Source organism: Pseudomonas sp. 910_23, assembly GCF_052850795.1.
Map to the genome: position 1 here is coordinate 47,221 of NZ_VXCZ01000027.1, position 25,809 is coordinate 73,029.

Genomic DNA, 25,809 nt, shown 5'->3' on the forward strand with positions numbered 1-25,809 from the left:
TCGCTTAGGCTTTCTCTTGGATGCGCAGGTGGGAGCCCAAAGGGAAGGATCCGTAGAGGACTCCCAGATGGTTACTTGAGGTGATCGAGAAGAGCCCCGAAGGGCTCCTCAAGAGTTCTTATGTACCGCTGCCTGGGTTCGCCAGGGCAGTTTCCAGAGCTGACTTTTGTGCAGCGATCAGGTCTGGGGAGGCTGCTTCAGAGGTCAAGATCAAGGCACTTTCAGAACGCAGGCCACCGTGACCCATGGCGTACTTGGCGACCATCATGTCTGCTTGATATTCGATTCGACGGGCAGTCTCCATAGCCAGGTCTTTCAGCTTCACAGTGCCTACGGCGCCGCGATGCATAGCCAGACCAATAGCATTAGCTACCGGGGCGTGCAGGTCTTCAGCACCACCAGCGGAGAAGTGAGGAACCTCAACGATGTCAAAGCCAGCCCAGCGAAGGACTGCACCTTCCTTTACGTCACCAGTGCCCGGAACGATGTAGTTACCGGCGTAAGGGCCAAAGGCGCACAGGATTGCCGAGTAGATGTCAGGTTCGACATACACGGTACGATCTGCCTTTGGTGTGCGTAGCTTGCTGAATCGACCACGGGCGTAGATCAGTGCCGACAGCACGGTACGGCCATATTCAGCGGTAATTACTGGAGTGCCCACGCCAATCTTGCCACCAGCACCGGATTCGCCGGTGATGTTCTCAGCGGCCAGAGCGACCTGCATACCTTCAGCAAGAACGGCGCCGTCAGCGGCCATTGCGAGCTCTTCGCCCAAAGTGGAGGCGTAAGGCTGGCGAACGTCGTAGTGGTTCATTGCCTCGTCGAGGTCAGTGATCAGACAGTCCGAGGTCAACAAGCCATCAATGGTGATGACCTTCTCAGCGTGTTTGATGTTGGTGCGTTGGTCATCCAGGTTATTACCCGGAGCCAGGTACTTTGCAGTACCCCGGCCAATCACTGGGAAGGAGGCCGATTTGCCGCTGGTGATGGTGCGGACCAGATGGCGATTCATCACAACGGTATTCTGAGCGAAGGCAGTCAAGACCTCACCCGAGAAAACTTTCATGAAGATAGCTTTGCGATCACCTGCGCCATTGATCTGACCGGGTGCAGCGACAGTAGTAGAAGCCATAGAGTTTCAATCCTTGAGACGAGCTTGGGGAAAGGGCTCTCCTGGATCAGCTAGATTGCTGAGGAGTCCCTTGGGGAATTTCTGGAGGAGGGTGAATCAGTTGTTCGAAGCGGCGACCTTGAGGATCACTTCGTTGGTGTAGGCAGCATCACGGCCATAGCGCTTGTCACTCATAGCTTTGACCATCTCGGAGTTATCCTTGAAGCCCACAGCCTTAGGAGTGCCAGTGGTTGCACCTACGACAGCTTTACCTTTCGTGCCGTGTTTGCTGGTGTATTTCGCCTGGATACCCTTAAGCATCAGGCCAATCACACCAATATCATCACTCTCGATGGCGCGATCAAAAGAGGCAATCTCTTGAGCGTTTAGGTTGGTTGCTGCGAAGTCCCGTAGTGCCAGGAACTGCTCTTCACCACCAACCTGGGCGTAGACCTGCTGAGCAAAGCGTTGCTCTACAGCTTCACGGCCCGCCAAGAAGGCATCCACGGTGATTTTCGGATAGCCCGCCTTATCCAGCGAAGACAATGTTTCATCGGTGAGCTTGCCGGTATCAGCGAACTCCTGAGCGATTGCATTGAAGTCCACACCTTTTGCGGCGAGGTCTTTAGCGATCTCAGCTTCTGAGGTCTTGAGGGTCTCCACATCAGCCTGGAGAACTTCCTCGGGCGCTTTGTCCTTTGGAGGCTCTTGCTGATCTTCTGTGGACTCCTCGTTGGGATCGCCTTCCTGGGTTTCGTCCGGCTTTTCTTCAGGAGCTTTATCGACAGAGGTGTCCTCAGGAATAACCTCAAAGGTTTCTTCCTGGGCACCAACGGTCAGTTGGATAGAGGCTTGCTCACTACCTTCAGAGGTAACGGCATCGCCATACAGTTCATGGGCCATCAGTCAGGGACTCCTAGGCGGGTTGAGGGATTTGTTGCTGGGCTGCCTGAGTCATCGCCTGTTCGGCTGCTTGACCTGTAGCGGCTGCTGCTTGCTGTTGTTGCTGGGCTGCTGCGAACTCTTCGTCTGACATAACCAGTTCACTCACATCGAGTCCCAGGGACATACCAATGCGGGAGATCACGTTGCCGATCTTGAGACGCTGCCAAGCGACATCACCGAGACCTTCGAGGGTCTGGATGAATTGAACTAGCTTGTTGAGGTCATAACCCCGGCCCAGGGCGTCAACACCAGTGATTACCGTGGGCTCTACAAGACCATCCGGGAGATCCGGGAGAGCCTTGGAGGACATTAGGTTGCTGGTGGTAACTCGGATGTACGGGAGCTGAAGTTCCTGGGTGAGGATCGAGTAGACCCCGCCGAGAGTGTCTTCAAGTTCACGGGCCACGTAGCGGATCTCTTCAGCGGTGACACGCTCCCCTGACCGTTGGACGGCTGAGTTGAGCATGAACGCATAGGAGAGTCGGGCTTCGATGCCATCGGCTGTGCCTTTGGCGACTTGCATGTCATTGAATTTCTGGAGCTGAAGGGGCTTGATGTCCTCTTCACGGCCAGCGACATATGAGCCGTTGGTTGCTTTGTTCAGGCGCCGGACCTGAGTGATCCCGTTGGGATTCACCAGCCAGATAACCTTGGAGGCAATCATTGCCATCTGAACAATAGACTTGGAGAGGTTCTCCAGGCTCAGGAGGTCTCCGTAGTATTCCTCTACGAAGGACCGGCCATAGTGCTCGCCGTCGATCTTCGAGAGTCTCACAGGGATCCATGGGGATTTCCCTTTTGGATATGTGCTCTCGGTGCCAGCAACAGCTTCACCACCAATTTCCTGATAGGACTGCCAGTTCTCACCATCCCAGTAGACGTGCGTGTAAACGTCAACAGGTGTGGCTGAGGTCGCATCATCGTCCAGCTTGGAGGCTGCAATGAGCTCCTCTGGAAGAGATGCTTTGGAGTAGCGGTCACGAGCAACGATGGTTAGCACATTGCCCATTCCATCACGCTCAACCACATAGCGGTTCAGGCGGTACAGCTTGAGACCTTCCAAGGTCCAGTAGAACAGGACGTTGCCCGCATCTACCAACTGTTTGAGGCCCTCGAAGAGAGTCACTCGGTGGCCGGAGCCTTCGAAGAACTTCAGAACCACCTTTTCCATGGCGGCTAAGTCTTCGTCAATCTTGGTCTTTGCACCATCGCCAGAGTTGACCTGAGCTTCCTGCTCTTGGGCCATCTGGAATCTGAAGAACGCTTCGTTCGGAGGGAACATGGCGAGCATCAGTTTGGAAGCTAGGTTGTTCACCCCACGAGCACCCACCGATTGATACGGAGTGGTGTAATTCGTAGACCCCGTGTCGGAGTCCTTGGGGAACAGCGAGGGGATCGTTAGGACTGCACAATCTTCGGCTCGCTTGGTGTAAGGGTTGCGGTCGTTTTCGAGGCGCTTGTAAGTCGTCTCGGCCCCTTCCTGGGGCTTGGCATTTTCAGCCATGGGCCTTCCTTAGACGTTTACGCCTGTGCCTGACCCGCTTGCGTTAGCACCTGTATTCTGTTGAATCTTGAGGGCAGACTTACCGCGCTTTCGCTTGACGGAATCGGAAGCACCGGACTCCGTTTCTTTATCCTTGGAGACTTCGCCTGGAGCGACCACTTCCGTTGCGGGAGTAGTTTCGGGTGCTGCCGTGGTTTTCGGCGCATCCTGCTTGGCAATGCCTAAAGGGTCTGCTGCCTTCTTGAGGACTTTGCTAACTCCGCCCATGTGGGTGAGTCTCCATCACGAAGGATTTGAAGGTAGAGAAACCCGCCTTTCGGTAGGCGTTCTCCAATTGGGTAGGATTCGAGGACATCGCTGAACCTGCTTCTGCCACTGAGGCCATGCCTGATTCAACGAAGCCCTTCAGGACCACTGCTGTAGCCCTTGCGATACCCCGACCGGCTCCCTTAGGAGTGGCGGCGAGGCAAAGCTCATAGACTCCCAGCTTCTCTTGGTTGTACCAGAGAGGCCCGATACTCAAGAGGACGCTCCCAAGGAGGTCCCCGGAAGAGGCATCGAAGAACCCTATAAGGGCCAGGGAGTCTTCCCACGGTTTGGTTGCTCGAAGGTACGTCTCCAAGGTGTCCTCGGGGGACGCCTCACGCACACTCCGAAAGGGCGATCCTTCCTGGACGCTCCAACCGATCTCGTGGATTTGTTTGGCTGTTTCCTCATCCTTGATCAGCCGGTAGTGCATCCCAAGGGCTTTTAGGGATTCAGCCGCTGGTAGTGGCTGTGGTTCCATAGTTGGCCCCCGCTGTGGATGCGGCTACCTGTGTTTCGCGGTTAATCTTCAAGGAGGACTTGCCGCGCTTTTTGACCCCTTCCGTGAGGTCCTGACCATCATCCTCGCCATCCTGGCCGAGCTTACGTTCGGTGATTGCGTCTGGAGCGGTTACAGGAGGTGCCGGTAGGGTGACTTTAGGTGTCTTGGCTTTACCGCCAAAGAGAGAACCCATGCCTATTACCTATTCAGTTGCGCCGGTTGCTTAACATCGAGAGGTGGTCCATGAGTTCTTTCTGACCCTTAAGGAAGCCCAGGTGTTGGTCAGCATTGGGCTTGTTCAGGTCCAGGGCTTTGTCAGCACTGAAGCGCCGCTGCATGTAACGGACCAGAGCCTTACTAACGACTGGTGCATTGTCTTCACCATCATCCAGGTCTGCTTCAAGTGAATCCGGTTGGAAAGCGTCCATGGGACCTCTCTGTGAGTGTGGTTAGTTCTAAGGTGAGGAGAAACTCAAGGGGTCCACGGGATTACTTTGCGGGCCTTGAAGTCCCACTCGGAACTCCGGCAGATACGAGCTACTTGGGCCTGCACGAGGGCATCTTCAGGAGTCTTACCAGCCTTGATAAAGCAGGACACGAAGGCATCCCACAGGGTTTCCCCTTCAGAGAGCTCTCGCTGTTTCCATTGGAGAACGGCTTGACCTTTACGGGGACCGCTCTTGAGGATCTTCTCCTCCTGGAACCACATGAAGGGATTCTCAAGGAAAGCGGCCGCTGTACCTTCGCCCATCCCTGGGCAACCACCGTAGCCATCTGTGATGTCACCCATGAGGGCTTGATAGAGGTGCCAGTAATTGGCCTCTTCCTCGGAGATGTTGTAGAACTTCTTGCGACCGTAATCCCAGAATTCACCGGGAATCGTTTTGAAGTCCTTGTCACCGCTCACGATGATCTTGCGACCCTTGATGTGAGCGGAAGTAGCCCAGATGCCCAGCACGTCGTCGCCTTCAAGCGTAGGGACCATAAGGGTCTCCCACTCAGCAAAGACACGCTCTCGGACGTGGTAGTAACACAGCGGTTTCCGTTTGGCCTTGCGGTTCTCTTTGTAGGTCGAAAGGATGTCCTTGCGCCAGTTCACCGAGTCCGTAAAAGCCAGGTAAATCCGTGGGGTCTCTTCAAGTTTCAGCCGGGAGTTGACCTCCAGGCACAACTTCTCGATGGTGTTCTTGAAGATCGCATAGGCTTCTTCAGGATCACTGTGAAGCGTCCAGTGGACACCCCAGTCGATCTCCTGTTCGGCATTGCTACATGCCTGATAAAGGGCCATGTCACCATCGATCAGTAGGGCAATCCCACTATTCTCGTTCTTCATAGGTCACATCCTTGACCTCGACCTTACGAACCGTTTCCTTGCGGACCAGAGTCAGAGACTCCACGGTGTACGTCAGGTCACTATTGCGGAAGCTCCAAGTGATCTTCGCCCAGTTGTCCCCTTCAATTTCGGGGACATAAATGAGATCTCGCACACCAGGCGGACGAAAAAGGTTCTTGGGGGAGAAACCTTGTTCAGCCAGATAGGTTGCGACAGCTTCCCACGAGGTGTTCGCTGGGAGGCCGCTTGGGATCACTGCTGGAGTTTCCAAAGGGGCTTTCTTGGCACGAGCCATCAGTTCACTTCCTTAACGATGCTCTTGATGCCTGGTTCAGCTTCATCCACGAGTGCGAGACCAGCAGACGTAACGAACCAGCGATCACGAGCTTTGTTGTTGAGGACCGCCGAGACGTGCCCCCGTGAGGCTGCTTCAGCAATGGTTGCGGCGTTCTTGCGGGAGAAGTCCGACTGGAAACTTTGAGGGTTCAGCAGGACGTGACGCAGCACACTTAGGTACTCATTCATTCGCGCACCAAATCGGAGATCCGGCGGGCGCGCGCGCGGCTGCTGCATTACGTTCAGCCAAGAGGTCCAGGTTTCGGTCTTCCAGCGATTTGATCACTTGGGTGTTCACGGCGATGTTTTCGTCATGCTTGGCCTGGAGTTTCTCCAGCTTGGCGAGTGCTCGTGTGAATACCTTGAGGATCCTGTTGAGTTGCAACATGGAGTGCTTCCTTGCGGTCGATTAATGCTTGAAGAGCCAGTAGGGAATCCTCTGGGAACTCTTCAGCGATGGTTTTGTTGAAGGCGTGGATGTACTTCAATAGCTCCTCCCACTCTTGCGAGAAGGCGAGATACTTGAAGTCCGACCAAGCGTTCAGCAGTGATAAAACTGGCCCAGAAAGTGTCACCAGACCATCAGGTGTGATCTGTTGGAGGTGACCGGGGAGGAGCCGGGGCAGGAGGGTCAGGAGTTCGAAACGTTCCACCTTGAAGCGGATCGTGATGGACAACCCTTGGAAAACTCCTGCCTGGCTGTGGCCCTTTTTCATCAAGCGCCCAAAATGATTACTTGTGGGGAAGTGAATCAGTTTATGGAGTGCGGCCCAAGCTGCTTCAGAGACCTTCGGGGTTTCCAGGAACCTTCCACGGGAGGCCGCTAGGACCTCCATCTGAATGGGCTCAGGCATAAGCCTTTTCCTTAAGGTTCCGTTTCTTCCCCTCCAGCATCTTCTTCCGAGCCTCTCGGCGTTGATAAAAGGCCAGTGCAGGAAAAGAAACCGGAGAGCTAGCCAGCAGGGCAAAGCTAGCCAAGATCACAAGGAAGCCATCCTTGAGGAAGCGCCAAGCCGCTACTAGGAACTCACCTACCCACTCAGGCACTCTCATGAAAATAGAAGCTACGAGTGCAATCATAGGAGCTTGCGCGAGGTCACGGGTGGATGCGCTACGGTAATCCCAGCGGAAACCCTTGATGCGCTCAAAGCAAGACTTCCAGTCACCTACGAAGCCCCAAACTACCAACAAGATTCCAATGAGCCCGAAGCCCATGATTTGAGTGATGTCCATCAGCGGTATTCCTTTTTCGGTCGATTGCCACCTGGAGCGCAAACCCAGAGGGTCACGCAGGGAAGCAGGTTGAGGCACAGGCGTTTGTTGTAGGAGGAGTAGTGAGCACCGATCCAGCAGGAGCGGAAGTTGAAGAGGATTCCGAAGGTCACTTGAGGGCTCTCCCAAAACTGAGAGAAGGCTTCGTGGTGAAGTGAAACTCCTTCAACCCCAGGGTTAGAACGATGTCTTGGATCATTCGTCGTAGAGACTCCGACGCACACGTCGAGCCGTGATGGTCTCTTATCAGGATCTCCGTATGAGGGTTCTGAATGGCATCCGCTAGGTAGCGTAAGGCTCGGGCTGTGGAGCGCCCTGAGCGGCGGTCGATATCTACAAAACCTTCCATTTTGCGGAAGCGGTCCACCCACTCACCATCAATCAAAGGGTTTAGGAGGTTCATGCATCAGCCTCCGTTTTATCGAATCGAATGCCCTTGAAGCGCGGCTCACGGAGGACCCCTTTAGGAGTCATCTTCATAGCCTCCACTTCAATGATCTGACCGACGATCAAAGTGGGATCAAGGAACCAACCTCGGCGCTGCACAAAGTCACCACCAGAGACCTCAATGGTCTGATCGTGCCATTTGCAGGTGAGAGTCCCAGCCATACCAGCCATCTTCCCAACACCCTCTTTCACACCGACCACGAGGAGATCCTTGGTGATCTTCTCTTTGATCCGCATGATCCTGTGGTCTCGCTTCCCAGCTTCCCAGGCCGCTTCGAGGTCACGAACGATCACCCCTTCACCGCCGTCATCAATCACTTGTTCGGCAATCACTTTGGCGAGTTCGAGGGTCACGCAGGTGTACTCAGGAAGACGTACCAGTACGTTCTTGTCGCGGGTCATTGGGATCCCACAACGGAGGGCCCGTTGGATGCGGTTGCCGAAGACGCTCTTGGTAATTCCCTCGGTGAAGCCTTCAAGACTGAGGAAGTCATGCACCACGAGTCGCAAGGATGGATCTGCTTGATGGCGGCGGAAGGATCCCGAGGTTTCTTGAACAGGGCAGTAGGAGAGCTCCTCAAAGGAATCCTCCGGGCCTGCTTCCGATTGAGGCTCTAACTTCAAGACCTCACCGACAACCACTACGGAACGTGGAATCTTCAGGCGTTCCAGTTCGCGTTCCAGATGGAGACACGCCCATGAAACCTCGCCGGTTCGCGTAAATGCGCACCAGCCAGTCACCTCGGGAATGTCTACATAAACGAACAGGGCGAAGACCCCATCCAGCTTGGTCGTTACGTGGTAGAGATACTGTGGGTTGCTCAGGTGTTTCGCATTGACGTCATCGAGGTCCTGGACCAGTTGGACGAGCTTATTAGGCTTTCGTCCAGTCATTCGGGTCAGTACGTTCTTGTCTACAGTGCTCATTGGAGGTCTTCCTTGAGGGGTTCATGTGGATAGTTCTAAGGTGAGGAGAAACCTCGGAAGCTGTCCCAGAGATCCCTTCGGATAAACCACAGGAGCACAACAAACTGAGCACCGAATATGCCCAGCTTGAAGGTCGTTGAGAGGTCCATCAGGTGCGCACAATGACCTGCTCGAAACCCAGGAGACCGGCACTAAGAAGTTCCTCAATGGGTTCCTCAATACCTACACCCGTTAGCGCTTCAGCTACGTCTTTCATAGCGGCGGCTTCGGTGGTCCACAGGCATTCATTGACGCCGATGTCCCACTCACACCAAATTTTCGTTACTTCCATGTGTTAGTCCTTAGTGGCATTCAAACCATGTTTTGCCGATCTTCCCTTCGGTATCGAGAGTCACCTTGAACTTGAAGAATTCCTGGGTATCTCTCATGGCGAGCTGGGACTCCCGCTTGATGATTTCGGCAATCTCACGGGTACGGCAGGCGTACTGATATTCGTCATGAACCCAGGCCAGTTGGCAGTAGTCGCCATCCCAACCTTGCTTCAGTCCGAGTTTCGTTAAGCGCTTGATGGTCTCCACACCCCACTTCTTGCAGATGAGGGCACCGGCAGACTGGAGGAGGGTGTTAGGAGCTGAGTGAGGAGAGCGGATGTGTAGCTTGCGCCCGTCCAGGCCGATCAGATGGCGGCGGTTCCAGGAGATCTTCTGTTCCTTGCCGACCCATTCAGCGCTCTTCACGAGCACCTTTTGAATCGCATCACGGAGCTTCTTGATCCCTGGGGTTTTCTTCAGGAACTCCCGCATCAGCTTCTTGCCGATAGCCTTCTGTTCCTCAGCGGTTCCCAGGGGGAGAACAATCGAACCGATCTTCTGAGCACCTGCCCCGTAGAGGAACGCGTAGATGAAGGTCTTAGCCTGGCCCCGAGTGTCGAGACCTGCAGCGTTCATGTTGACTGTGTGGATGTCCCCGTTGAGCACGATGTAGGCGTATTGCCCATCATCGAAGGCCCATACGAAGTGCCCCAGACATCGAAGCTCCAGGCCAGAGGCGTCGATACCGACCTGACACCAGCCTTCAGGAACCCCGAAGAGTCCACGGAACTCAGCACCCCAGCCTCCAGCAAATCCCCATAGGACGTTCTCATCCTTGTCCAGCCTCACGGAGGGGACCTGGGCAAGGTTAGGAAAGCTGTGTGTTGCGCGGCCTGTTACTGCGCCATTGGTGTTCACATAGCCATGGATGCGCCCTTGAGGACTCACCAGTTTCAGCCATGCGTTATCACCTTCGGCCAACTGTCCGATCCGTTTCTGGATGGTCAGGTACTCGGTAACGAGCTTGGCTTCAGGAAACTCCAGGGCCTCCAAAGTGCTCTCATCGACCTTCGGTTGACCTGTCTCGGTGAACTCCGTGGGGATCCACCCCATGCGCTTCAGGCATCGGGCAATATGGACACGGGAGCCAGGGTTGAAGGTGATGTACTTGATGGGCGTGAAGGAAGCTCCACCGGTATACCCAAAGCGCTTGTTATCCTGTTTGGGAACCTTGGGATTCTTCGTTGCAGCCTCATACCAAGACCCGAAGGTCTCCACGAGGGAGCTCTCAAGCTCAGTTCTTCGGGCACTCAGTGAGGCGTAATAGATCGCCGCTTGCTTCTCGTTGAAGGGGAAGCCGTTGCGCTCTTGCTGGGCGATCATCCAGCACGTCTCATGCTCCAGCTCAATTGCTGTGTATGGGTACTGGGCGCCGTTGAGAAGTTCGTAAAGCTTGGCCGTGACCTCCACGTCTTGAACGCAGTAGGTGAGCATCTCTTCAGAGAAGACAGCCCAGGCATCCTCGGTCTCGGCGGCGTAGTTGCCTTTGAGAACCCCTAGGCGATAACCCCAAGCTTTCAGGGAGTGACTCGCAAAGAGCTTGCCGGGGAGGATCCCCTGGCGCATCAGCTTGGAGTCTTTGAGTTCGAGAGAGGAGAAGATCAGGCGGGACACCACGAGGGTGTCATATACAGCAGCCGGATTAGGCTTGAACCACGGGAAGATTTTCTGGATGGCTGGGACATCGTACTTAATGACGTTGTGTCCGCCAATCCGATAAGGGCCATCTACCTCAAGCTCTTCTGGGGTTGGAGTTTCCCAGGAGATGTCCATGAGTTTTCGAAGGCCCTTCTCCACGTTGTCTGGTCGATATCGCCAGGTGCGTCCCGAAAGGGAGTCCTTGATGACCAGACAGTGGATCTTCGAGATAGTATCTAGCAGCCCATCCGACTCAACGTCGAATAGGTGCATGCGTTAATCCTTGGATTTGAAGAGCAACCCTTGGGGCTGACATACCCCTTTAGACTCCCTCTCCGTTTCGCACGAAAGCACCTTCCCAAGCCAAGCTTCTTTGCCTGTTACGCGGGACGTGCCTAAGCGTCTCTCTCTCAGACAGGAGTGGGAGCCGCCTGTGACAGAGTGATGAACACACTTGATGCAGTAGTTAGCCATTACTTGATTCCTTTCAAGATTGCGTAGGACCTCACAGCCCTCCACATGAGATGAGCGGTGAACCACGAAACTCCCAGGACCTGCATGGCCTCCAAGAAGATCCAATCGCAACCCTCACGGGTGATCACTACGACTTCCCCGTCACGCACCATCTTCCGGTGGACGCATAGGTAGTCGTGGACCACAGCGGCTTTCCCGTAGGTGCCCCATGGCGACAACAGCGGCCATATGGTCCGAGGAATTGAGGCTCCATCCGTGATGAACCCCTTGGGAACCGTGACGAAGGTGTCACTGGACTCATGGCCCAGGTGGTACGTGAAGGGTTCGGTAAGTTCGAAGGTCTCGGACAGACCCTCTACAGGGGTCAACTGAAGGGGAGTGGTGAAAGAACTCATGCAACTGAGTCCTCAAAACCTTGGTTGAAGCTCCTCTTCAGTAGGTAGATCCGCCACTCCTCTGATACTTTTGGGTAGCTTGGTGGGCTAAAACTGAAGCTCCAGCCGCTCTCGGATAACACCGCTCCTGAGTACAACTTTCCACTAGAGGAGACATGCATCACTTTTCCTTCCACTGCCTGGGAAGCCTCCCATCGGCTCCTGGCTACTACTCTTGCTGTGTATTCGTGATGAGAGGTGTGGTGAACCACCGTGTATACCTTGAGATCACTCATGAGGGACCTCGAAGAGAAGCTTGTAGTCCGGAAACTTCTCCTGCATCCGCACCACTCGGTCACGAAGGCGCTTAGGGACTTCCCAGGAGCGGATCAACGAGATGGTCTTTTCCTGGTGGTCCCGCATGAATGCGTCGGAGATGGTCCATTGCGATCCATCCCAGCAGGCTTGGTTGATACCGAAGTCAAAGCCATTGAGGATTGCCTGGGGATCTGCGCCGTCGATCCATATCAGGTTGACCTCTTGACCATTGGGAGCCACGAGCCAGTCAATAGCCATGATTCCACGGTCCTTTAGGTTCCCCTCGGTATACGCCAAGGTGCATCCAGTGCGGCCCGTGAAGCGGAGGTCCAGCAGTTGTGCCAGGACTTCCTTACGGTGAGCTGTGCCTAGGTATTCCGGCCAGAAGTCCAGGTCTTTAACCTTCTCCTGTCGGCCAGAGTAGAGATCCCGCAAACAACCCCCAGCGAGAATCACCGGGTAGCCCACTGCATCTGAAAGAACTTGCTGAAAGATTACCCAAGCGAGGGGCATCTTTGGATAGGTGATCATTGCGATCTCCTTGGTTAGAACCCGTGGGCTTTTTCGTCACCGTCCGGGGCGTCATCGCACTCAGGGTCATAACCGACCTTTTCTGAGAGGAGACCTGTGATGGGGTCATAGGCGAGGTAGATCACTTTGCCTGTGGCTTGGCCTGTGAAGCGGTCCTTCAAGATCCTGAAGGTGGTCGTTTGGGCTTTCACTGGGTCTGAGTCTTGCTGATTGCGTTCCAGACCAAACATGAAGAAGGACCAGAAACCAATGGAGCGGGAGCCTTTGAAGTGCCGGATCATGACTCGACCACCTTCCTCATGAGGTTTCCCTTCGGGGGTGCTCAAGTGGGAGATCAAGTGGATGATGATCTTCAGGCGTTTTGCCAGGGCTGCAACGGCTTCCATGAGGATCTCAAGGGATTCTTTCTCATTGGAAGGGTCAGCCAGGGCTGTCAGGTGGTCCACGTAGAACAGGCGGATACCCAGGGCTTGGGCCATGTAAGCAATCTTCGCCTCCACGGTTTCCCATTCAGTACCCCCGAAGGCGTCATAGAGAGTCACCTTGTCGCCCATGGCATCGAGTTGAGCGTCTAACTCGTCCTCGGTCCAGCCATCGTCAGGGACATGGAAACGCTTACCAGCCATCTTGCCAGCGATACGCTTACCGGTTTCAACGATGTCCTGTTCCAGGTAGACGACACCAACGGGCTCCTTGAGGATCTCCACGTCGAAGGCCATCTGCTGTGTGAACAGGTCAGTCTTACCCACACCAGTACCGGCGCCGAAGGTATACACATCACCCCAGCGGCGCCCATAGGTGAGGGTCGTGAGGGTCGGAAGGAACCACGGAAGACCGATCTCTGGTTTCTCTTTGATCCTTGAACGGATCTCGGAGATGTTCACCAGACCATCTGGGCGATAGGTCTTGGCATTCCAGATTGCTTCAATGACCTGTTGGCCTTTGCCCTGGGTGAGACACTCATTGGCGTCCTTCAGGGGTAACTCAGCGATCTTGCAGGTCCCAGGTTTGAACAGTGGAGCGACTTCCTCTACAGCCTTGCGGCCAGGGTCGTCCATGTCGAACATGAGAACCACTTCGTCAAACTTGCTGAGCCACTCGATGTTCTCGGAGATGGCCTTCTTGGCACCATCCGCACCAGTCGGGAGAGACACCACGGGCCATTTGTTACCCTGGAGCTGAGAGACCGAGAGAGCGTCGATCTCACCTTCAGTCACTACGACACGCTTTCCGCCATCCTTCCACAGCCACATACCGTATAGGTACTTACCGATCTTGCCGGTGGTGGTGAAGTCTTTATCCTGGAAGCGGATCTTCTGGGCAACCAAGGAGCCAGTAAGATCACGGTAGTTCGCCACCTGGGCCCATTTGCCGTAGACCTTGCCGATCATATAACCCCACTTTTGGCAGGTCTCGGCGTTGATCCCACGGATCTTCAGGGCCTCCACTCGACCGTCATACTCGGCCTGAGGGAGAACACCTTTGGCAGGTGCTTTTACCTCCCGCTTGGAACCCTGGCCTTCCCCTGGAGTGGTAACCCCACAGGAGAAACAGTGGGTGTGCCCATCGGAGTAGTTTGCACACGCATCCGAGGAGCCACAGTCTGGACATTCAGCCTTGAAGAGAAACTCGGACTCCTCATGTTCATGTGCCATGGGAGCCTCCTACAGGGAATTCTTCTTGAGCCAGGAAGCCACGTCGAATGACGGGCAAGCCTTGATGAACTCATTGGGAGTGATCTTGCCGTCACCGTTCAGGTCCGGTGAGAGATCCCGGTGGCCGACGATACGGGCAGACTCATAACGAGCCTTAAGTTGGCCCAGGAGGACCTTGAGGGTCTCGTACTGAGGCACGGTGAAGTTGTCCGAGGGTTTCCCCTGGGTATCGACACCACCAACCATGCAGACCCCTACGGAGTTGCTGTTGTGGCCCGCTACGTGGGCGCCGATCTCAGTTTCTCTACGGCCAACTTCGATGGAGCCATCACGGCGAATCACATAGTGATAACCGATGGTTACGAAGTTGCGCTTGAGGTGCCACTGGGTGATTTCGCGTTTGCCAATGTCGGACTTTGGGCCGGTGGCTGAGCAATGAATAACGATGAGATCTGTGCGGTCTCGGTCCTTGAGACGAGGAGTCATTTGGAACTGTCCTTCTTCGGACGTAATGCCGGGTGAAGCGGTCGATAGGGCTCTTGCAGCCACTCATCAGGAACGAGCTTCTTGGAATACTTGAAGCCGTTCTTTTCACACCACATTGCGTAGGTGGTTGGGGAACCCTTGTAGAGCTTCGCGTTGGGGTTACTGAAGACAAACCGCACGTCCAAGTCAGGGTATTGCGCCTTGATCAGGGTGTGCTTCTTGCGGTCGTCGGAGTCGAAGAGACCCTTGGACTCGATGATGATGTTGTTCTTCAGAACGAAGTCAGGGGTGTATTTGTGAGCACTGGCGGGAACCTGATAATCCAGGAAGTAGGCTTCAAAGGGGACCTCAGGGCCCAAGGCTTTCGCAATGGTCTCCTCAAGTCCCGAGCGATACCGAGCGGGGCTAGCCCCTGGCTTGATACCGCGTTTGAATCCTGTGGACCGGCCCTTAGAACTGCGGCTGGTCATCACCATCGTCGGAATCCTTAGAGTCCTGGTCATCATCACCGAAGCCGTGGTCATCAGCTTCGAAGTCACCTTCGTCATCACAGAAGCCGTAGGCATCAGCGTTACCGCCACCAGTGAACTCCTTCAACTTCAGGATCTTCACAGCGCGGATCCGCAAGGTGACACCAGCGCCCAGGAGGGCGGTGTAGAAGGGGGACACGAAGACAGAGATGCGGGCAACGGTGCCAGTACCAATCTTCAGGTCATGGGTCAGGGCTTTGCCTTTACCATCGAACAGAGCGATTTTGCGTTCAACAACCTCCCCAGTCTTCTTGTCGGTGTAGCTTGCTTTCGACTTGAAGTTGAAGACCAGATAGTCAACGCCGTCCTCTTCGGTTTCCTCCATTGGGAGGTCCGCCAGTTTCACCTTCTTGCCAGAGCCTTTCTTCTTAGCTTCAGCCTCTTGTACCTGACGGTCGTGTTCGGCCTGCTGTACCTTCTCCAGGAGCTCCTGGAACTTGATCGCGGTAGGTTCGTCAGCACGAGCTTTCAGCTTGGTCTTGTAGACACCTGCATCATCGAACTTGGTGTCCGGTTTCAACAGGCAAGGCCAGATGAGTTCACCAGCGGGGGAGAGTGCTTCTACAGAGTTGTTCTCAGCCATTGCGGCAGATTTCCTTATCAGTTGTTGCGGAAGCGTTCTTCCATGGCTTCCAGAGATTGCGGGGAGACCCCGAAGTCTTTCTGGATGGCTAGTGCTTCGCTTGGAGGGAGATAGCCGAGTTCTTCAACAGCGGCTTTTACGCGGGTTAGAGGAGTCCCGGACGGGATCCCCTGAGGGGTTGCTTGTTGGGTGTTCATACAACACCCGTAAGCTGGTCCAACATTCCCCATGGTTCTCCCAGCTTGTTCACCACGAGGTGATCAAAGTGGCTTGCCATGAGAGCGATGTCGGAGATGTGATACGGCTGGTCATCAACACCTGAGATGAACCAGTCACGTACTATGCGGACTGTGCTCACGGTTTGGTAAACCATGCGCAGGTCCTCAAGGGCTTTAAGTTCGTTGGGCAGGCGGCAGTCAGTCACCACTACAATGTTCACGTCGCTTTTGTCGATACCCTCGTGAATCTCTTTGAGACCCAAGTTGAGCCACTCATCCGGGCTCTTCAGGAACTCCCGTGTGTACTCAGTACCAAACTTCTGGAGGTGCCACCGGAGTGAGCGAGGGGTGTAAAGATCCTCCTTTGCCACATATTCAAGCCAAGTCGCATACGGAGAGGAGGGGATGTTCCCGATGGCAAGGAAACCGTATTGGTCGTCCTTAGCAGAGCGGTGCATCATCGCTTCGAACTCATCTGCTTGGGCGCTACTGAAGGCCAGTTCGGAAGCACAACGCTTCTTGAGAATGTCTGCAAAGGCGACTCGGTGAACTCGATAGCCCTTCGACTCAAGTAGAGAGATGAGAGTGTCCTTGCCGGATTTCCCTCGGATACTGTTTAGAACAAGGATTTGCTTGCTCATGCCGGTACTCCTTCAGGACCACCGAACCAGCCTTTGATCTTCGAGAAGACCTTGCCGAGTTTGCTTACCGCTTTCTTCGTGGAGCTCACAGGGATGGTCAGGTAGACATTTCTGAAGAGACAGGCCCTTGCATACATCTGAGGAGTGATTGCGTAATGCTGACCTTCGATGGTTACGAAGTCTTTACGATCGTTCACTGGTATCTGGGCGAGGATAAAACGGTTGTTATTAGGGAGAAGCTGTTGGACGCTGAAGAGTTTCTTGCCGGGGGCATACCGAAGAACAAGGGTCATGGCTCACTTTCCTGTGGGCAAAAAGAAACCCGCACTGGGCGGGCTCTTCTGGGTTTATGTGGTTAGTTCTAAGGTGAGGAGAAACGTCAGGCGAAGGCGTAGAGGGACTCGTTCACTCCTGAGACCTCCAGGGATCCTTTAAGGGGAATCGGGGGGAGCTTCTTCACGTTGTCATTATTGAGCTGGTCGGAGACCTGTGAGGAGAACACGGCCAACACGTCCTGCTCTATATAGGTGCGGACGAACTCCTCGCGGATGATCCTGAAGAACTTCCCGGAGTTTCCTGCATGGGTCCCAAAGGAGTCATGGATCATTGCGAAGGCTTTGATACCGGCCTTACTACCCGCTACTACGGTCTGCATCAGGTGGCTCGCATCCATCGAGTGGATGAAGTTCGGGCTGATCCCGTTTTTCTGAGCGATCTTGTCAATCTCAGGTGTGAGGTGGCTGATTTGAACCTGCACTCGGACCTCTCCACCTTTGACGCCTTTATCGGCTTGCCCAGAGGCACCCACACGGTTTTCGGTTTCCCCAGTAAAACCCTTGATCAGGCTCGCCCCAAAAACAGTATCGACCCTCTGAGTGGTCCTCTTCCTATACTCCTGCCATACCGTAAAGCCAGCCGGTGTCGTCCACCTCACAGGGAGGCCCTGGGAACCCAGAAGAGATGCGGCAGTCTGTAACCAGTTCATAGCTTCAACAGCTTTCACAACTACTGAGCCGACAGCCGTCCAGATGTGCGCAGCTAAGTACCGCGCCATTTGGGATTTCTCCCCAGGAGTCGGCCAGAAGTGCGTTTTACCGGAGTCGTTACTCGGTCGGATAATGTCACTCATGATCTGTTCAGCGAACCCGTATTCACGAGATCCATAAGCAAGTGTCATTACTGAACGCTTTGTTTCACTCCTCGTTATGCCGTATGTTAACCACCTCTCGGCGCAGGTCTTCGAGCCTAGCTTTAGAGCCGTTGTGCTATTCTCCTGCTCAGTACCTTTGTCATAGACCTTTTCCACGAACTCATCGGAGCTTCCATGGGCAACGTCAGCTTCAAGCTGTTTGATCACCTTCTCAGCAACCATGCGGTAGATATCGCTGGGGGTCTCAGTAGGGGTCAGGTTGACGGCGGACCCACCGATCTCATCCTTGAGCATTGCGCTGAAGTGTTGCAGACCCGAGCACGAACCATCGAAGGCAACTGGAATATGACTGACGAACTCGCTTCCCTGGACCTTGAAACCAGCCCACTCAAAGCAGAATGCCAAGAAGCTGAAGGGGCTATCTACCGTTGTCCAGAAGAGCTCCTCGAAGGGATCCCTGGCGCAGTTGAGGATGACCTCTTCATGAGCTTCGACCCATGCGAGTCGATCCTCGAAGCTGACCTTATCGACCCCGGCGCAGTTGGCTCCGTGAATTGCCAGCCATTTAGCTCCCTCAAGACCAAGTGGAACGCCTGAGGAGAACTTCAGGATTCCCTTCATGAGGTCATCCCCTTGAGGATTCAGTAGGGTCGTTGCATAGATACGGCCCCTGAAGTCCAGGTTATGTGGGAAGTAGATAGCTTCGTCGCTCCTGAACTTCTGCCCCTGATTCAAGACTGACTCAACACGCCTTCTCTTCGACCCCAAAGCATCCATCTTCTGGTAATGCTCGAACGCCTGCTTGCGGTAGGCAAGACGGGCTTCTGGGTTCGTGTCGATGTCCTCAGGTTTCTCTGGAGGGTCCTCTCCCAGGATGCATGGGTAAGCCTCGATCACGTTCCGTTTCCACGTCAGGATCTCCTGGGCGACATCGAGGACCTTGGTGTTGATTGCCCACGGGGTTTCCTGAATGCGGTTCACGGCTTCGTACACAGGGGTCAAGTCGAGTTCGTCATAGACACTCTTCACGACAGCCAATGGGGCCCTAACAAAGAGGATTGGTCGGGTGTGTTCGGTGTAGTAGCCGCCGCCCATCCAGTGGGTCCAGGGGTTCGGTGGGACCACGGTAGGCAAGTGAACGGTAGCCATCTCGGCCAACTTCATGTTGATCCGATCAGCTCTCTTGGCGAACTCCGGGGACATCGAGAGGACCAGTGATGTGTCCTTCACTTTGGAACCGCCCGAGGAGACCCTCTGGAGATGACCCAGGCCAGTCGCTTGCAGTGCAATAGACAGCAGATGCATACCGACCTTGATTAGATCAGCTTCGTTTCTGCCGTCTTCCTCAACCTCAAGTCTCTTTTCCCAAGCTTGGAGGTAGGCGCGCTTAACGTGGTCGCCATGTCGTTGTTTGAGGCCCGCTTCGATGGCTCCTTGATAGGCCCTGCCGTATTCGTCCTTTAGACGTTCAGCCCTGAACTGGGTATCCAGGTCGAGGCCGATCTTCCGGGAGACTACCGTGTTGGTCATAGGTCTCCCCATGAATGCTGTGAGGGTTGCGCGCAGGGTTATGTAGGCGACTACCTTAGAATCCATTGTTTCGATGTAACGCAGTAACGTGGACTTTCGGCCCCCTTTCGGGCTACTTGCTTCAGTTCTCCATGTGTCGATTGCCTGAGCCACCAGAGGGACACCCTCACGGAAGATCCACGAATAAGCCTGGATCCCGTTAACGTCTTTCTCTTCCATGGCTTTCTCTAGCTCTTTATGGAAGTTCAGGGTCCCCAGTTCGGAGCCTTCAATCTCAAGTTGTATCTGTCGCTCAGCAAGTTTACTTCCATACTGCTGCACCAGTTGTTCGCTGGGTGTCATTAGATCCTCCTAGGATCGTCAGGCAAGGGGAGTCCGCAAAGATCCAGGGAGTCAGGCACACAGAGCCCTCCTTAAGAGGTATCTATATGTATTCCCAGAAGGATCTAAGGTGAGGAGAAACCGTTTCTATTACTTGTGAGGAGAAACCGGTTACTTCTTACAGGGTGTTTTAAAGAGGGCTCTCAGGGATGCCCCGATGGCCCAGACAAGACAGCCCGCCAGGAGAACCCAGAAGACTGTCATGAGGAGAGGACGGTGGAGACCGGCGAAGGTCCCCGGAGGAATAGCGAGCCATGCTAGAGCGAGGAGGAGCGACCCTCCCCACATCCAAGCGTAGACCCTAGCCACGAGGGCCTCCATAGGGTTCGCTAGGGCGTCCCCGAGGTTGTATAGAGCCAATTTCTGCTGCCTATTCATCTGGTGTCTTCCCAACTGATGCTCACGATAACTGCCGAGGTGCTGTATGTCCATACAGATTTATGCATAAATGCATACTTTATGAATTCGGGCCGTTTCTCACGGGAACCTTCAGTAACATCTGTAGGATTTCCTCAAAGTCACCTGTTGGAAGGCTCGATAGATAGGCTTCCAGAAAGTCTTTGCCCACCTCTATCCAGAGCGCCCGTGTCTCGTTGTAGATGTCACCTTTGAGAGGCCCCAGGAGGTCTACCAAGGGAGGCTTGGTTGGGTGGCAGTGAGCCAGCTCTATCCCAGTACGAAAGTCACTCAGACAGATGTGGTCCCCGAAAGGAGCCCGGTGGATCACGCACTTGTATGCCATGCCAGGCACGACTTCGTAGAGGAAAACGGCCAGAGGTTTAAGCGCGATCTCTTGTTGGTTGGCTGTGATGACAGTGACGGCCCGATAGCTGCTACGACGAGAGGTCATTGGGAGAGCTCCTGAGGATTCCAGCGGATACGGAGAGATCGCCGTGGGCTGTCCGGGTAGAGTTCTACCTCGTCCAGTGGGCATTGATGCAGGGAGACCAGCAGGGTAGACCTGTGGACCACTTTGGCAGTCTTGAGGGCATAGGAAGCCCCTTGAAGGGTGACAGGCTTGAACTCAGCCGGGGAGGCCCCTTTGAGACCTCCAGCGAGCTCGAATGTACCTTGAGGCTCAGTCTTCGGGCTGCTCCTCCTTCTGTTTGGCAATGTCATTCTGTAGATCCTCAAGAACTTCTGAGAGCGTGGTCTTGCCTTCGCTCTGAGCTTTTTGTAGGAGCGCCTTTAGCGCAACTTTCTGATCAGGGGTGAGCCGTGGACCACTCTTAAGGGTCAGGGAGTTTTCCCCGAGGGTCCCGATCAGGCTGTCCCCGATCTGAGCATTCAGGCCGGTCATTACTGCTGCTGGGAGGCGGATGGCCGCGCCATGTCCCCACTTGGAGATTTTGAAGATCACAATGAGCCTCGCTTATGCGGTAAGTTGATAGCGGACGCATTGTGAGCCTTGGACCAGCCTTGTCAATTGATGGGATATGTTTGGACATGACGTTCTCAGTTCGAAAAGACATAGGTAGTCCCACCGAACTCCTCGAAGTGGTAGCCGCCACTCATCTCCTGGTCACGAGCGTATGACTCGAAGTCGATATAGGCGCGGAGCTCCTTGGGGACCTCGTTAAGGAGACCTGACTCTTCTAGACTCTCCTCAAAGTAGGCTTGAGGGCTTTCACAGGTGCCCAGGCGGCATTCCTCGAAGTCGTCCTCAGTAGCGTTGGTGGCCCCTTGCCATTCCACGTAGGCTAGCCACTGGTCCCCGTGCTCTGTGCACAGGCGGACGTGCTCAAGAAGCTCCTCTAGGTTCGGGTACTCACCGAAGCCTGAGAGACCCTCACCGTCATAGTCATGAGCTGCCCACTCTTCGGCGCTTGGGACCTTTCCAGAGCCATCGCACACGGGGCAGTGATAGTCCCCTGCATCACAGGTTGAAGTAGAGGCCACAGGCCCATCGCACTCTGGACAATCAACCATCACATTAGGGAACCTTGAGGTTCTCAGGACCTTCGCAGCAATAGCCTCTTGAAGACCTTCAACATCATCTATGAACTCTTCCAGGTCGAACCACTCACCATGGTGAGTTCCGTTGTTATAACTTGCGAGGCAGGCTGCATACATTTTCATGGCGTGAATCACCCGTGGGATGCTCTTAAAGAGCTCCTGATAGTTAGTCGCAATGTGCGGTGTTGGTTAAGCCTAAGTGGCTCCCGAAGGGTTCTACAGGAGAGCCCTTGAGGTGATACTCAGTTTGTTGTGGTAATGGTCTTAAGTTTGCCCTTGATGGCGACTAGCGCCTCTTGCCAAAAGATAGAGGTAGGCTGCTGCTCCTGGGCGAACATGATGTAACTGTGGTAGCGCTTAACGAGGTCCTCTTCTGTCATATGAGAAAAACGCTCTAGGAGACTCTGTAAATTGGAACCTTTGAATTCAATTTCATTAATCACATTCACCTCCTAACCCAAACAATTAGGGAACATGGGCCATCAACCCTTGCGATTCTTGGGGAGTACCTTCTAGGGTACGCCGCGATTACAAAGGGATCCTCTGAGACCTCAACCCCTTTACCATCTAACCAGCATCTAACTCTGTAGTTACTCATTGATCACGCTCCTTGCAGTGTCGTAGGCGTCTTCTTTGTCATCAGTGTGGTAGGTCGCATCTTTCATGTAGCTCCCTTGAACATAAACACGCACCTGGTATTCGTTCCATTCACTGTCGCGGTATACCTTGCATACCTTGTCCCGGTTGTTATCCTCGGTGTGTATAAGCCTTAACTTGCTCATGATTGTCCCTAGTTCATTGGCGCTATATGCGGTGGATGGTAAGGCCCTCCTATGGAGCCTCCTTAAGGTGCTTCCGTTAGTTAATAACCGAGCCAACCTAGAACGTCCTCGCTTGAGTATTCTTCCTTGTCCCCGAGATCCTCGAAGAACTCTGCTATGTTTACTTCGTGTGTGCGCAGTTCGCGCAATGCTTGAGCCTTAGTTACTGTTTCAGGCCAGCTTTCGGAGTAAGTCATTGAGAGTTCCTCAAGGTTCTTCAGGGCGCTATGTGCGGTGTGTTGCGTTTCGATGTGGCAAATGTAGATTCAATGAATATCCATTGCAAGCTCTTTTTGTAGATTCAATGAATATTCTTTTGGGTGGGCCAGGAAAGCCCAGTGTTTACGAGGGATGTGCATGTCTAAGGTGAGGAGAAACGAAAGGAGGAGGCGAGAAGGGATCCGGGAGATCGTTCCCAGGGAGAGCTAGAAGAGGTCGTGAGGATGTATAGGAGGAGGTTCCCAGGGAGATCCCGAGAGGGACAGCGAAACAGATAGGGACAAGGTGAAGTGCTATCGACAGGTAGATCCTAATAGATTATGCCTAATGATACCCAGGAGGATGCCCAGGCGATAGTCTTTAGGTATTAGGATGGCGGATCTAATAGGCACAGGCAGGCCATTTAACATAATAGAGCCTATGCGTAGGAGGTGCGAGAGGGCCCAAACGCTACTCAGAATGAACCGGGCGTAGGCGTACATGCGGGTACCCACGGGGGTACGTGCGCCAGCGTGAGTCTCAATGAAGGGTCTCACAAATTTTCCCAATTTTCAAAAGGGTAGGCTTCCCCTTGGGTACACCTTATGGGTACACTCCAGGAGATCCAGGAGGGTAAAACCCCTGCAAACACTGGGCTTGGTCTGCGACAGAGTGTATCGAGAGTTCGAATCTCTCCTTCACCGCCATATTTTACTGAAAAGCCCCGTTTTTACGGGGCTTTTTTGTATCTGGTGATTTTGTTCCCCCATCTGTTCCCCCATCTGGATTTTGAGGCATTTCTTGCCTCGGAAGCCTGTCGATAGTTTCCGCTGCAAGTCTATCCATCATTGCGACGTGCGGCATTTGCTTCGATTCAAGTTGCAAGGAGTCTTTTCCGCATGTGTTGTAGCTTCAACTCAAATTCACCTTTCTCTAGCAGTCATATTTGAACGCAATGAGGTTGAGCTGCATCCTTATCCTCCTCATCCGTTATCGGCCTTTCGACGTGCATCTATCTCGTCGCGATTCAAGGGTGGCTAGCGCGCATCGTCGATGAGTCCTCACCAAGTCTCTCCATGCGTCACTCATTTGGCTCATCAGTCCCATAATATTCGAGAGTGTCCTACCTTGGGCGTGCCATCGATTTTGTGATTTTCCTCAGTTGCTTAATTTGCCTCGGCCTAGCTTGGTTAGGGCTCCCTAATCATAAGCGGACTAAATCAATCGAGCTGTTGCGATAACTCTAAAAGCATATGTTATAACGTATCGTTACGGCGTGAAAATTTCATCGGCGCTACGAGTGGTTTATATTTATTGCCATTGAGCTCTTCCCGGTTGGTAGCTACGTTCGGATTTTTATGAAGTAGCCTGATGTATTTACCAACCCGCGGCGCCGCTCAGGTTCCCAATACTCTTGCTCACTGAACAGCGGTAACTCTTTAATGGTGATAATTTCGCCGTTCTTAACTTCAGGTTTTCGTTTGAGCAAAATGGTTTCCTGAAAAAGATAGTAGCTTCCTACCTTGTCGACATGCCCGAGCTGGATTAACAACTTAATCGTCGCCTCGAGTCGCTCGGCACTGGCGCGGCCTCTCAGAGTGCTGGGGCCGTACTGTTTTACCTGTGTCAATGTGAATTGGGTTTTTGCCCCCGGCTTCAAATCGTTAGGTCGAGGCATATTAGCGGAACCGCTGATTGGGTTGATTTCATTTTTGCGTGCAGTTCTCGGCTCTTGTTCTGTACGGGACTCTTTGTAAGCCGTTTGCAACAAGTAGTGCACTAAATTATTGGCATCTGTAACAAGTTGCGGCTCATTAGCCAGATGGTCGATGAAGTGTTTTGAGCAAATCTGTGCGAACTTCCAACAAAACTGCAGGGTGGATTCTTCAATCTCGATGTCGTTGTCCAGTTCGCGCTCGAACGTATGTAGGATGGCCGCAAGGCGGCTGGTGTTTTCGAGCAACTTGGAGGCGTGATCCTTGAGGTAATAGTAGAGGCCGTTCTCTTGCATCTGCTGTTCGAGGCCTCGACTGCACTGAAGCCAGAATTCTGCTGCTGACTCCGAAAAGCGCAATACCTGGCGGTCAGTCTTAACGGGGGCGGTCAGTCGTTCGTGGATGCGGGTATTGAATGCCTGTTGGCGCGGCAGTGCAGATTGTTTGACCGGACTGCGTTGACCCGCCATTTGACGCGGTTTGACGACTAAGAAGCGAGCGAGGAATCCCGTGCCTCGGGCTTCCTCACCACGTTTCCCCATGAAACGTGCTATCACGCTCGGCTGCGCCATGAGTGACAGTGTTAGTCGGGCATTTTGGAGAATAAAGCCTGCTCTTGATACGCGATCAACGATCACGCTGTTGCCATCCCAGAGGGTGTTTAGTTTGTCTAGTTCGCCCAGGGCTTTGCCACTAAAAATACTGCTGGCTTCGCTGGTCAGCAGGCAACCGTTTGGCGAGTTTTCATAGAGCATTTGCACTAGCGCTTGTGGGGTCGTGTCTTCGTAGAGAAATTTGCCCGAGCGCTCAGGTTGCGGTTCAGTCCTGACGTGTTCAGCGACAGCATCCCGAGCTGCGAGCGTTGCGGGTTCGTCTTGTTGAGAGGCGCACTTGCTGTAGGTGCGCTCCAAATGGCGTTTATGTGTGCCCCAGAGATGGTGTTTGACCTTGTGCTCCGCTAGGGCTTCATTGTTGGCCTTATACGCCGAATCATTTCGTGCGTTGATGGCCTTGAAGAAGTAATTCTGCGTCGTGGTCTTCCGCTCACCAGAATCAGCAATGGTCAACAGCATGAGCGAGGTCGGTACTTTATGCCCGGTGGGCATTTCGACATCCACGTGCCCTTGACAGGCTGTTGCCATAGCGCCGAAGGCGCACATTGTCGCCATCTCTCGGTGAACCTGCAGTTCTCGGGCGGCCTCTCTCACCGCCCCGTCCAACAAGCTGTTTTCACGGAAACTCGGCCAAATGTCCTGCGAGGCATCTGGATGGGTTTCAATCATGGTGGAAATTTCAACATCAGTCGAATTCACTTTTATCTGCTACATCCGCTATTTCTAGCGACAATAGCAGGTGAAATGAATAATTCCACTCTTTGTTTCTTGAATGAATGACGACGCGGCGCTGAGCTCGCGTTGTCTTTGATCCACGCCGGTTATGCGTTTTAGGTGGGGGAAGCTGCCTCAGCGAAGTAGGTGCAGGAGCACGGTATGAGTCATTTTTTACTAACCCAGCCATTCCTCTGAGCCATGCAGAGGAGCCCGCTCATGCGAATC

Annotated in this window: 30 protein-coding genes; all 30 read right to left on the reverse strand. The window is 53.9% G+C overall.

What is annotated here, in order from left to right; genetic code table 11:
- Positions 1 to 118: 118 nt before the first annotated feature.
- Positions 119 to 1,132, reverse strand: coding sequence for a hypothetical protein (locus FW800_RS25480; RefSeq protein ID WP_446438715.1), 1,014 nt, complete (start codon positions 1,130 to 1,132; stop codon positions 119 to 121).
- 96 nt (positions 1,133 to 1,228) lie between these two features.
- Entirely contained in the window at positions 1,229 to 2,014 is a 786-nt protein-coding gene (locus tag FW800_RS25485; RefSeq protein WP_446438716.1) for a capsid assembly protein, read from the reverse strand.
- Positions 2,015 to 2,027: 13 nt separating this feature from the next.
- Positions 2,028 to 3,560 carry a portal protein gene (locus tag FW800_RS25490; protein WP_446438717.1) on the reverse strand — a complete coding sequence of 511 codons (1,533 nt, stop codon included), beginning with the start codon at positions 3,558 to 3,560 and terminating at the stop codon, positions 2,028 to 2,030.
- 9 nt (positions 3,561 to 3,569) lie between these two features.
- A complete protein-coding gene (locus tag FW800_RS25495) occupies positions 3,570 to 3,827 on the reverse strand; it encodes a hypothetical protein (RefSeq protein WP_446438718.1) in 258 nt (85 codons plus the stop codon).
- 491 nt (positions 3,828 to 4,318) lie between these two features.
- Positions 4,319 to 4,561, reverse strand: a complete 243-nt coding sequence (locus FW800_RS25500) for a hypothetical protein (RefSeq protein WP_446438719.1) — start codon at positions 4,559 to 4,561, stop codon at positions 4,319 to 4,321.
- 13 nt (positions 4,562 to 4,574) lie between these two features.
- On the reverse strand, positions 4,575 to 4,796 hold the full coding sequence (locus FW800_RS25505; RefSeq protein WP_446438720.1) for a hypothetical protein: 222 nt from the start codon (positions 4,794 to 4,796) through the stop codon (positions 4,575 to 4,577).
- Positions 4,797 to 4,840: 44 nt separating this feature from the next.
- Positions 4,841 to 5,701 (reverse strand): hypothetical protein, encoded by an 861-nt coding sequence (locus FW800_RS25510; RefSeq protein ID WP_446438721.1) that lies wholly within the window; start codon positions 5,699 to 5,701, stop codon positions 4,841 to 4,843.
- Complete coding sequence (locus FW800_RS25515; RefSeq protein ID WP_446438722.1) at positions 5,685 to 5,996, reverse strand: hypothetical protein; 312 nt, start codon at positions 5,994 to 5,996, stop codon at positions 5,685 to 5,687. Before FW800_RS25515 ends, FW800_RS25510 begins: the two co-directional genes overlap by 17 nt.
- Positions 5,996 to 6,226, reverse strand: a complete 231-nt coding sequence (locus tag FW800_RS25520; RefSeq protein WP_446438723.1) for a hypothetical protein — start codon at positions 6,224 to 6,226, stop codon at positions 5,996 to 5,998. The genes FW800_RS25515 and FW800_RS25520 overlap by 1 nt, the downstream gene beginning before the upstream one ends.
- A gap of 122 nt (positions 6,227 to 6,348) precedes the next feature.
- The gene (locus FW800_RS25525; RefSeq protein WP_446438724.1) at positions 6,349 to 6,891 is read right to left on the reverse strand and encodes a hypothetical protein; all 543 of its coding nucleotides are present in this window, start codon (positions 6,889 to 6,891) and stop codon (positions 6,349 to 6,351) included.
- Positions 6,884 to 7,270 (reverse strand): hypothetical protein, encoded by a 387-nt coding sequence (locus tag FW800_RS25530; protein ID WP_446438725.1) that lies wholly within the window; start codon positions 7,268 to 7,270, stop codon positions 6,884 to 6,886. Before FW800_RS25530 ends, FW800_RS25525 begins: the two co-directional genes overlap by 8 nt.
- Before the next feature lie 438 nt (positions 7,271 to 7,708).
- Positions 7,709 to 8,683: an ATP-dependent DNA ligase gene (locus FW800_RS25535; RefSeq protein ID WP_446438726.1), complete on the reverse strand. Its 975-nt coding sequence runs from the start codon at positions 8,681 to 8,683 to the stop codon at positions 7,709 to 7,711.
- A gap of 148 nt (positions 8,684 to 8,831) precedes the next feature.
- On the reverse strand, positions 8,832 to 9,014 hold the full coding sequence (locus FW800_RS25540) for a hypothetical protein (protein WP_446438727.1): 183 nt from the start codon (positions 9,012 to 9,014) through the stop codon (positions 8,832 to 8,834).
- Between the two features lie 10 nt (positions 9,015 to 9,024).
- Positions 9,025 to 10,965 carry a DNA polymerase gene (locus tag FW800_RS25545; protein ID WP_446438728.1) on the reverse strand — a complete coding sequence of 647 codons (1,941 nt, stop codon included), beginning with the start codon at positions 10,963 to 10,965 and terminating at the stop codon, positions 9,025 to 9,027.
- Positions 10,966 to 11,165: 200 nt separating this feature from the next.
- A complete protein-coding gene (locus FW800_RS25550; protein WP_446438729.1) occupies positions 11,166 to 11,561 on the reverse strand; it encodes a DUF1353 domain-containing protein in 396 nt (131 codons plus the stop codon).
- 267 nt (positions 11,562 to 11,828) lie between these two features.
- The gene (locus FW800_RS25555) at positions 11,829 to 12,389 is read right to left on the reverse strand and encodes a hypothetical protein (protein ID WP_446438730.1); all 561 of its coding nucleotides are present in this window, start codon (positions 12,387 to 12,389) and stop codon (positions 11,829 to 11,831) included.
- 14 nt (positions 12,390 to 12,403) lie between these two features.
- Entirely contained in the window at positions 12,404 to 14,044 is a 1,641-nt protein-coding gene (locus FW800_RS25560) for a toprim domain-containing protein (protein ID WP_446438731.1), read from the reverse strand.
- Between the two features lie 9 nt (positions 14,045 to 14,053).
- Positions 14,054 to 14,530 (reverse strand): N-acetylmuramoyl-L-alanine amidase, encoded by a 477-nt coding sequence (locus FW800_RS25565; protein ID WP_446438732.1) that lies wholly within the window; start codon positions 14,528 to 14,530, stop codon positions 14,054 to 14,056.
- Complete coding sequence (locus FW800_RS25570) at positions 14,527 to 15,006, reverse strand: endodeoxyribonuclease (RefSeq protein ID WP_446438733.1); 480 nt, start codon at positions 15,004 to 15,006, stop codon at positions 14,527 to 14,529. The genes FW800_RS25565 and FW800_RS25570 overlap by 4 nt, the downstream gene beginning before the upstream one ends.
- On the reverse strand, positions 14,981 to 15,643 hold the full coding sequence (locus FW800_RS25575) for a hypothetical protein (protein ID WP_446438734.1): 663 nt from the start codon (positions 15,641 to 15,643) through the stop codon (positions 14,981 to 14,983). The genes FW800_RS25570 and FW800_RS25575 overlap by 26 nt, the downstream gene beginning before the upstream one ends.
- 17 nt (positions 15,644 to 15,660) lie before the next feature.
- Entirely contained in the window at positions 15,661 to 15,840 is a 180-nt protein-coding gene (locus FW800_RS25580) for a hypothetical protein (protein WP_446438735.1), read from the reverse strand.
- Entirely contained in the window at positions 15,837 to 16,502 is a 666-nt protein-coding gene (locus FW800_RS25585) for a hypothetical protein (protein ID WP_446438736.1), read from the reverse strand. The genes FW800_RS25580 and FW800_RS25585 overlap by 4 nt, the downstream gene beginning before the upstream one ends.
- Complete coding sequence (locus tag FW800_RS25590; RefSeq protein ID WP_446438737.1) at positions 16,499 to 16,795, reverse strand: hypothetical protein; 297 nt, start codon at positions 16,793 to 16,795, stop codon at positions 16,499 to 16,501. Before FW800_RS25590 ends, FW800_RS25585 begins: the two co-directional genes overlap by 4 nt.
- Before the next feature lie 86 nt (positions 16,796 to 16,881).
- Positions 16,882 to 19,524: a DNA-directed RNA polymerase gene (locus FW800_RS25595; protein WP_446438738.1), complete on the reverse strand. Its 2,643-nt coding sequence runs from the start codon at positions 19,522 to 19,524 to the stop codon at positions 16,882 to 16,884.
- A 496-nt stretch (positions 19,525 to 20,020) separates the two neighbouring features.
- On the reverse strand, positions 20,021 to 20,413 hold the full coding sequence (locus FW800_RS25600; protein WP_446438739.1) for a hypothetical protein: 393 nt from the start codon (positions 20,411 to 20,413) through the stop codon (positions 20,021 to 20,023).
- A gap of 228 nt (positions 20,414 to 20,641) precedes the next feature.
- On the reverse strand, positions 20,642 to 20,923 hold the full coding sequence (locus FW800_RS25605) for an AbrB/MazE/SpoVT family DNA-binding domain-containing protein (RefSeq protein WP_446438740.1): 282 nt from the start codon (positions 20,921 to 20,923) through the stop codon (positions 20,642 to 20,644).
- A 95-nt stretch (positions 20,924 to 21,018) separates the two neighbouring features.
- Positions 21,019 to 21,642 carry an antirestriction protein ArdA gene (locus FW800_RS25610; RefSeq protein ID WP_446438741.1) on the reverse strand — a complete coding sequence of 208 codons (624 nt, stop codon included), beginning with the start codon at positions 21,640 to 21,642 and terminating at the stop codon, positions 21,019 to 21,021.
- A 119-nt stretch (positions 21,643 to 21,761) separates the two neighbouring features.
- Positions 21,762 to 21,962 carry a hypothetical protein gene (locus tag FW800_RS25615; protein WP_446438742.1) on the reverse strand — a complete coding sequence of 67 codons (201 nt, stop codon included), beginning with the start codon at positions 21,960 to 21,962 and terminating at the stop codon, positions 21,762 to 21,764.
- 419 nt (positions 21,963 to 22,381) lie between these two features.
- The gene (locus FW800_RS25620; RefSeq protein WP_446438743.1) at positions 22,382 to 22,537 is read right to left on the reverse strand and encodes a hypothetical protein; all 156 of its coding nucleotides are present in this window, start codon (positions 22,535 to 22,537) and stop codon (positions 22,382 to 22,384) included.
- Positions 22,538 to 23,880: 1,343 nt separating this feature from the next.
- The gene (locus tag FW800_RS25625; protein WP_446438744.1) at positions 23,881 to 25,566 is read right to left on the reverse strand and encodes a YfjI family protein; all 1,686 of its coding nucleotides are present in this window, start codon (positions 25,564 to 25,566) and stop codon (positions 23,881 to 23,883) included.
- Between the last annotated feature and the right edge of the window lie 243 nt (positions 25,567 to 25,809).

What these genes read in the sequence shown, in the direction of transcription:
- FW800_RS25480 (WP_446438715.1), bottom strand. Translation starts at nt 1,132, where the DNA reads ATGGCTTCTACTACTGTCGCTGCACCCGGTCAGATCAATGGCGCAGGT.
- FW800_RS25485 (WP_446438716.1), bottom strand. Translation starts at nt 2,014, where the DNA reads ATGGCCCATGAACTGTATGGCGATGCCGTTACCTCTGAAGGTAGTGAG.
- FW800_RS25490 (WP_446438717.1), bottom strand. Translation starts at nt 3,560, where the DNA reads ATGGCTGAAAATGCCAAGCCCCAGGAAGGGGCCGAGACGACTTACAAG.
- FW800_RS25495 (WP_446438718.1), bottom strand. Translation starts at nt 3,827, where the DNA reads ATGGGCGGAGTTAGCAAAGTCCTCAAGAAGGCAGCAGACCCTTTAGGC.
- FW800_RS25500 (WP_446438719.1), bottom strand. Translation starts at nt 4,561, where the DNA reads ATGGGTTCTCTCTTTGGCGGTAAAGCCAAGACACCTAAAGTCACCCTA.
- FW800_RS25505 (WP_446438720.1), bottom strand. Translation starts at nt 4,796, where the DNA reads ATGGACGCTTTCCAACCGGATTCACTTGAAGCAGACCTGGATGATGGT.
- FW800_RS25510 (WP_446438721.1), bottom strand. Translation starts at nt 5,701, where the DNA reads ATGAAGAACGAGAATAGTGGGATTGCCCTACTGATCGATGGTGACATG.
- FW800_RS25515 (WP_446438722.1), bottom strand. Translation starts at nt 5,996, where the DNA reads ATGGCTCGTGCCAAGAAAGCCCCTTTGGAAACTCCAGCAGTGATCCCA.
- FW800_RS25520 (WP_446438723.1), bottom strand. Translation starts at nt 6,226, where the DNA reads ATGAATGAGTACCTAAGTGTGCTGCGTCACGTCCTGCTGAACCCTCAA.
- FW800_RS25525 (WP_446438724.1), bottom strand. Translation starts at nt 6,891, where the DNA reads ATGCCTGAGCCCATTCAGATGGAGGTCCTAGCGGCCTCCCGTGGAAGG.
- FW800_RS25530 (WP_446438725.1), bottom strand. Translation starts at nt 7,270, where the DNA reads ATGGACATCACTCAAATCATGGGCTTCGGGCTCATTGGAATCTTGTTG.
- FW800_RS25535 (WP_446438726.1), bottom strand. Translation starts at nt 8,683, where the DNA reads ATGAGCACTGTAGACAAGAACGTACTGACCCGAATGACTGGACGAAAG.
- FW800_RS25540 (WP_446438727.1), bottom strand. Translation starts at nt 9,014, where the DNA reads ATGGAAGTAACGAAAATTTGGTGTGAGTGGGACATCGGCGTCAATGAA.
- FW800_RS25545 (WP_446438728.1), bottom strand. Translation starts at nt 10,965, where the DNA reads ATGCACCTATTCGACGTTGAGTCGGATGGGCTGCTAGATACTATCTCG.
- FW800_RS25550 (WP_446438729.1), bottom strand. Translation starts at nt 11,561, where the DNA reads ATGAGTTCTTTCACCACTCCCCTTCAGTTGACCCCTGTAGAGGGTCTG.
- FW800_RS25555 (WP_446438730.1), bottom strand. Translation starts at nt 12,389, where the DNA reads ATGATCACCTATCCAAAGATGCCCCTCGCTTGGGTAATCTTTCAGCAA.
- FW800_RS25560 (WP_446438731.1), bottom strand. Translation starts at nt 14,044, where the DNA reads ATGGCACATGAACATGAGGAGTCCGAGTTTCTCTTCAAGGCTGAATGT.
- FW800_RS25565 (WP_446438732.1), bottom strand. Translation starts at nt 14,530, where the DNA reads ATGACTCCTCGTCTCAAGGACCGAGACCGCACAGATCTCATCGTTATT.
- FW800_RS25570 (WP_446438733.1), bottom strand. Translation starts at nt 15,006, where the DNA reads ATGGTGATGACCAGCCGCAGTTCTAAGGGCCGGTCCACAGGATTCAAA.
- FW800_RS25575 (WP_446438734.1), bottom strand. Translation starts at nt 15,643, where the DNA reads ATGGCTGAGAACAACTCTGTAGAAGCACTCTCCCCCGCTGGTGAACTC.
- FW800_RS25580 (WP_446438735.1), bottom strand. Translation starts at nt 15,840, where the DNA reads ATGAACACCCAACAAGCAACCCCTCAGGGGATCCCGTCCGGGACTCCT.
- FW800_RS25585 (WP_446438736.1), bottom strand. Translation starts at nt 16,502, where the DNA reads ATGAGCAAGCAAATCCTTGTTCTAAACAGTATCCGAGGGAAATCCGGC.
- FW800_RS25590 (WP_446438737.1), bottom strand. Translation starts at nt 16,795, where the DNA reads ATGACCCTTGTTCTTCGGTATGCCCCCGGCAAGAAACTCTTCAGCGTC.
- FW800_RS25595 (WP_446438738.1), bottom strand. Translation starts at nt 19,524, where the DNA reads ATGACACCCAGCGAACAACTGGTGCAGCAGTATGGAAGTAAACTTGCT.
- FW800_RS25600 (WP_446438739.1), bottom strand. Translation starts at nt 20,413, where the DNA reads ATGACCTCTCGTCGTAGCAGCTATCGGGCCGTCACTGTCATCACAGCC.
- FW800_RS25610 (WP_446438741.1), bottom strand. Translation starts at nt 21,642, where the DNA reads ATGAAAATGTATGCAGCCTGCCTCGCAAGTTATAACAACGGAACTCAC.
- FW800_RS25620 (WP_446438743.1), bottom strand. Translation starts at nt 22,537, where the DNA reads ATGACTTACTCCGAAAGCTGGCCTGAAACAGTAACTAAGGCTCAAGCA.